The following is a 4,457-nucleotide window of genomic DNA, read 5'->3' as shown; positions in this document are numbered from 1 at the left end:
GGATCCACGAACCCCGCCGCATGCGCAGCGAGGAAATTCACTTTCTCGACTCCCCCACCATCGGCGTACTGGTATTTTTCCGCAAACTGGAATCCTGACCGGCTGCCGATACTGAAGCCAGTGCCTTCAGTGGGTACCGGCCTCCGCTCAGCGGCAACTCAGCCCATCAGCGCCGGAATCGATTCTTCCAGCACGGCCCGCACTGCTGACATACCCTCGTCAATGGCCGCCTGGATCTCGGCCATGGTGATGATGTGCTCTGACTTGCCCGCCGCCCAGTTAACAACCAGCGCCAGGCAGGCGTACTTCAGCTCCAGCTCCGCCGCCAGGGCGGCTTCCGGCATACCGGTCATACCGATAATATGACAGCCGTCCCGTTCCAGCCTCAGCACTTCCGCTGCAGTCTCAAGCCTGGGCCCCTGGGTCGCCCCATAGACGCCATAGTCAACCACCGGAAGCTGACGCCGGGCAGCGGCTGCAAGCAGCGTCTGTCGGACTGACTCGGTGTAGGGGAAAGTGAAGTCGATATGCGTCACCCCCTCGAGATCACCTTCAAAAAAGGTATGCCCCCTCCCCCAGGTGTAATCAATGAGCTGATCCGGCACCACCACCGTCGCCGGCCCCATATCGGCGGGAATCCCGCCAACGGCATTGACGCCAATCACCACCGAGGCACCTGCTTCCTTGAGTGCCCAGAGGTTGGCCCGGTAATTTACCTGATGGGGCGGAATACGATGAGGATGCCCATGGCGCGCCATGAACAGCACCTTCTTACCCGCCAGTTCACCATGAACCACAGGGCCGGAAGGCGCGCCCCAGGGCGTCTGGTGAAGCTGTTCACCGGTTACCCTCAGCCCTTCAAGTTCAGTCAGACCCGTGCCACCCAAAATGGCGACCGCTTCAGCCCTGGTACCGACAGCGTTTGTCATCAGTCTTCTCCCGGCGCATCGCCCTGGCGTGTGGTTTGTCCTGGGCCCGTGGGCTGCTTGATCGGCACATCAGAGGCGGCCTGGTCGGAGTCGTCGTGCTCGCTGGAACTCTGAGCCCGCTCAGCCGCCACCCTGACGGCGTCCGGCACATACAGAGTCCGGCTCGGAAAGGCCACTTCAGCACCGTGGGATTCAATAATATCGCTGATCTTCAGCAACACGTCTTCCTTGACCGCGTGGAATTTGACCCATTGAGTGGTCTTGGTGAAGGTATACACCATGATATCCAGTGACGAATCGTTGAACGCCAGAAAGTTGACGATCAACGTCCGTTCGGTATCAATTTCCTCATGCCCTTCAAGCATGCTGCGGATTTCGTTCACGATTTCCCGCACAGCATGGACGTCGCCATAGCGGACACCGATAGTTTCGGATATGCGGCGATTTCTCATCCGTGACGGATTCTCCACTGCAACGGTGGAAAAGACGGCGTTGGGCACGTACAGAGGTCGCTGATCAAAGGTCCGGATGGTGGTGATCCGCCAGCCAATCTCTTCGACCGTGCCCTCAATGTTCCGGTCCGGAGACCGCACCCAGTCACCCACCTTGAACGGCTTGTCCATATAGACAATAAAACCGCCGAAGAAGTTTGCCAGCAGATCCCGGGCGGCGAAGCCCACTGCGATACCGCCGACACCGCCGAATGCCAGCACGCCGGAAATACTGTAGCCCAGGGATTGCATGGCGGTAAGAACCGCGGTGATGACCACTACGGCCCGCAGCAGTTTTCCGATCGCGGTCAGCGTGGTGTAATCAACCGGTTTCTTGACCTTGTCCGGCGATATCAGAACTTTCTCGGCGTGACGAATCGCTCCAAGAATTGTCCATACAATCAGCCAGATGAAACCAAGCTCAAGCAGTTTGTCATTGAACGAGAAAATTTCTGCTTCGGAGTAGCGATAGGCAATTTCCGCCGCCCAGTACACGCCCTGCAACCAGACAAACACCACCGCCGGTTTGCGCAACGCATGCAGAAAGACATCGTCCCAGATGTTATCGGTTTTCTGGAACCGGCGCTCAAGCGCCAGAATGACGCGACTGACCACGAAGGCCACCAGCGCTGTTGCCAGCACCAGCAGGAAAACAACACTGACAACACGCCAGTTTTCAGGCACCAGACTCCAGCTTTCGACGAGATCGGTGAAGACCTCCGGTGTTTCTTCCACCTTGTACTCCTGTTGAACCGAGGGGTATTACAAAGGGCATACCGACCTGAAGGGCGGCACAAATCCTGTCAGACAATGGTCACCGGCGTACCTGGCGCCACCTGTGGAAACAGCTCCAGCAGATCCCTGTTGCGCATGCGCACGCAACCATGAGAGCGGGGTACCCCCATGGGTTCCGTATCCGGCGTGCCGTGGATATAGATAAAGCGGCGGAAACTGTCGACACCGGGACCGAGATTGTGGCCCCATTGCCGACCGCTAAGCCAGAGAATCCGGGTCAGAATCCAGTCCCGTTGCGGAAACGCCGATGCCAGTTGCGGCGACCAGACTTCTCCGGTCGGTCGACGACCCACAAACACGGCCCCCTCCGGCTCACCCTCACCGATGCGGGCACGGATATAATGCTCACCAGAAGGCGTGCAGCCAGAATCCTGAGCCTGGCCGGGGCCATTCAGTGCGGTGGATACGGGCCAGCTGCCGCGTATCCGATCGTTTGCCCGCAGCTCCAGCTGCTGACGTTCGAGATCCACCAATAGCCGGACCGGACCACCATTCTTGGGCACAGAGACACTCCGTCAAAGCCGCAAACCAGGGCGGCCAGCGTTAAAACCGGAGCTAAAGGCTAACGAACCTTGGGGGCAGAGACAAGCGGCAAAACCTCAAACCGGGAGGGGCAGCAGGGCAGCCTCAGGCGACCGAGGCTTCCGAGCGGGGAACCATCATGGCATCTTTGGCCTGCATTCCGGCGGCCAGGAACGGAATCAGCCGGGAGGCAATTTCCTGGATCTGGGTTTCGACACCGGTCTTGGCTTGCAGAATGCCCCGCAGGGCATCACTGCTGGACATGGTAAACGCGGTTGCCCCGAGCATGAACTGGATACGCCAGTAACGGTCTACCGAGGACAGCTGGGGGGTCGCTTCCTTCAGCAGCCGCATGAACCGGCTGAATATATCGCGATACTCCACTTCCAGATATTCCCGCAGATGCCCCTGGGACTGGGTATAGGCAAGTCCCAGCAGCCGCATGAAAATGGAGATGCCGCGCTCATTGCGCTGGGGCATACGTACCGCACTGCCGGTCAGGGCCCCGAGCAACTCTTCAATGGTGGGCTGGCGCTCACCGGGACGGGCTTCAAGTTCGTCGAACTCTTCTTCAAGTGTGGCAGAAAAGGGAGTCAGAAAACGGGCAAACACCGCCTGAATCAGGGCATTCTTGGAGCCGAAGTGGTAGTTTACCGCCGCAAGGTTGACACCCGCCTTACCGGTGATCATCCTCAGGGAAGTTTCCGCAAAGCCCTGCGCGGCAAACAGCTCTTCCGCTGCATCCAGAATCTTGTCAACCGTATCCGACTGCGCCACAACACCACCTCATATAAACGAATGTTTAAAACATACGTTTGAAATGAGACATTGTCAAGAAGCCTTGCCCTGATCGCCAGTCGTTTCGCCTGCAACCGTGCCTGTGTCCTTATCCACGATGGTATCCGTGGCGGTTTCGGCAACGGATTGCCAGCCCTTGTCGATAGCCTGCCGGTGTCCTTCAAAATATGCCGACTGCATGCGCTCGTAGGCCTTCTCCGCTTCCAGCAGAAAAATCAGATAGAGCCGGATATGCTCCCGTTGATTCAGCGAGGCCGACAGGCGCCTTTGCTCGGAGAGATGTCGCAGTGTGCTGAAGCGAGGCGCGCTTAACGTTGTGTTGAATTCCGAGAGCTCATTGCACTGCCAGATCAGACCCAGATCACCCTCAAGATGTGCAACGTGTTTGCGGGCGTCCCTCAGCAGTTGCTGACGCTGCATAAGAAGATCCAGATAGGACGGCCGGGAGCTGTACAGACGTCGTATCGGGGGGAAACCCAGCAACAGGATCACCACAAAAGCGCCAAAACCGCCACCGGCGAACCATGCAGGCACAAACCCGGTCATGCCACTGAGAAACACCAGGGCTGCAACGCTGGCGCCCAGCAGCCAGGTATCGCGCCGCCGCCTGGCCATGCTCAGACTGAAATTATCCGGCCAGCCCGACAGGGCGAGGGTATTGAAATCCATCAGGGTTACCCGTTCACACTGACGCAGCAGGCGGCGTAACCGCCGCTGTCTCGACTCGGCAAATCGTTTCTCGACACCGTCGCTGGTGGTTGCTTCGGCAACTTCCGCCTGACTGGCCGCACCGGCTTGCCCGGTGGTGCCATCCCCCGCCTGCCTGGCCATCTCTCCTTCTGCAGCAGTTGCAGTAGCCGGTGAAGATCGACTGCCAGCAGACGCCACCGGGGGCGCCGGCGATTCTGCGGCAGCGCCTGCC

General features: G+C 58.9%; 6 protein-coding genes. 1 reads left to right on the top strand and 5 read right to left on the bottom strand.

The genetic code is table 11. From position 1 onward, the window contains the following. On the top strand, positions 1-98 hold a 98-nt coding region (locus tag AAC035_RS19050; RefSeq protein WP_339806689.1), incomplete at its 5' end, for a CsiV family protein. A gap of 60 nt (positions 99-158) precedes the next feature. Here the strand turns inward: AAC035_RS19050 and AAC035_RS19045 are convergent. The 5 genes from AAC035_RS19045 to AAC035_RS19025 all read right to left on the bottom strand — a co-directional run bounded on the left by AAC035_RS19045 (position 159) and on the right by AAC035_RS19025 (position 4,423). Further along, complete coding sequence (locus tag AAC035_RS19045) at positions 159-929, bottom strand: S-methyl-5'-thioinosine phosphorylase (RefSeq protein ID WP_339806686.1); 771 nt, start codon at positions 927-929, stop codon at positions 159-161. Further along, positions 929-2,155 (bottom strand): mechanosensitive ion channel family protein, encoded by a 1,227-nt coding sequence (locus AAC035_RS19040; protein ID WP_339806684.1) that lies wholly within the window; start codon positions 2,153-2,155, stop codon positions 929-931. The genes AAC035_RS19045 and AAC035_RS19040 overlap by 1 nt, the downstream gene beginning before the upstream one ends. Positions 2,156-2,223: 68 nt before the next feature. Continuing rightward, complete coding sequence (locus AAC035_RS19035; RefSeq protein ID WP_339806688.1) at positions 2,224-2,685, bottom strand: L,D-transpeptidase; 462 nt, start codon at positions 2,683-2,685, stop codon at positions 2,224-2,226. Between the two features lie 157 nt (positions 2,686-2,842). Next, positions 2,843-3,514 (bottom strand): TetR/AcrR family transcriptional regulator, encoded by a 672-nt coding sequence (locus AAC035_RS19030; RefSeq protein ID WP_339806683.1) that lies wholly within the window; start codon positions 3,512-3,514, stop codon positions 2,843-2,845. A 54-nt stretch (positions 3,515-3,568) separates the two neighbouring features. Next, complete coding sequence (locus AAC035_RS19025) at positions 3,569-4,423, bottom strand: hypothetical protein (protein WP_339806687.1); 855 nt, start codon at positions 4,421-4,423, stop codon at positions 3,569-3,571. Positions 4,424-4,457: the final 34 nt, after the last annotated feature.

This window comes from uncultured Marinobacter sp., assembly GCF_963974375.1.
Lineage (GTDB): Bacteria > Pseudomonadota > Gammaproteobacteria > Pseudomonadales > Oleiphilaceae > Marinobacter.
This window is presented reverse-complemented; position numbering and strand designations above follow the sequence as displayed.

Bases quoted from the DNA above. Each gene is read 5' to 3' on its own strand.
- AAC035_RS19045 (WP_339806686.1), bottom strand. From the start codon at position 929: ATGACAAACGCTGTCGGTACCAGGGCTGAAGCGGTCGCCATTTTGGGT.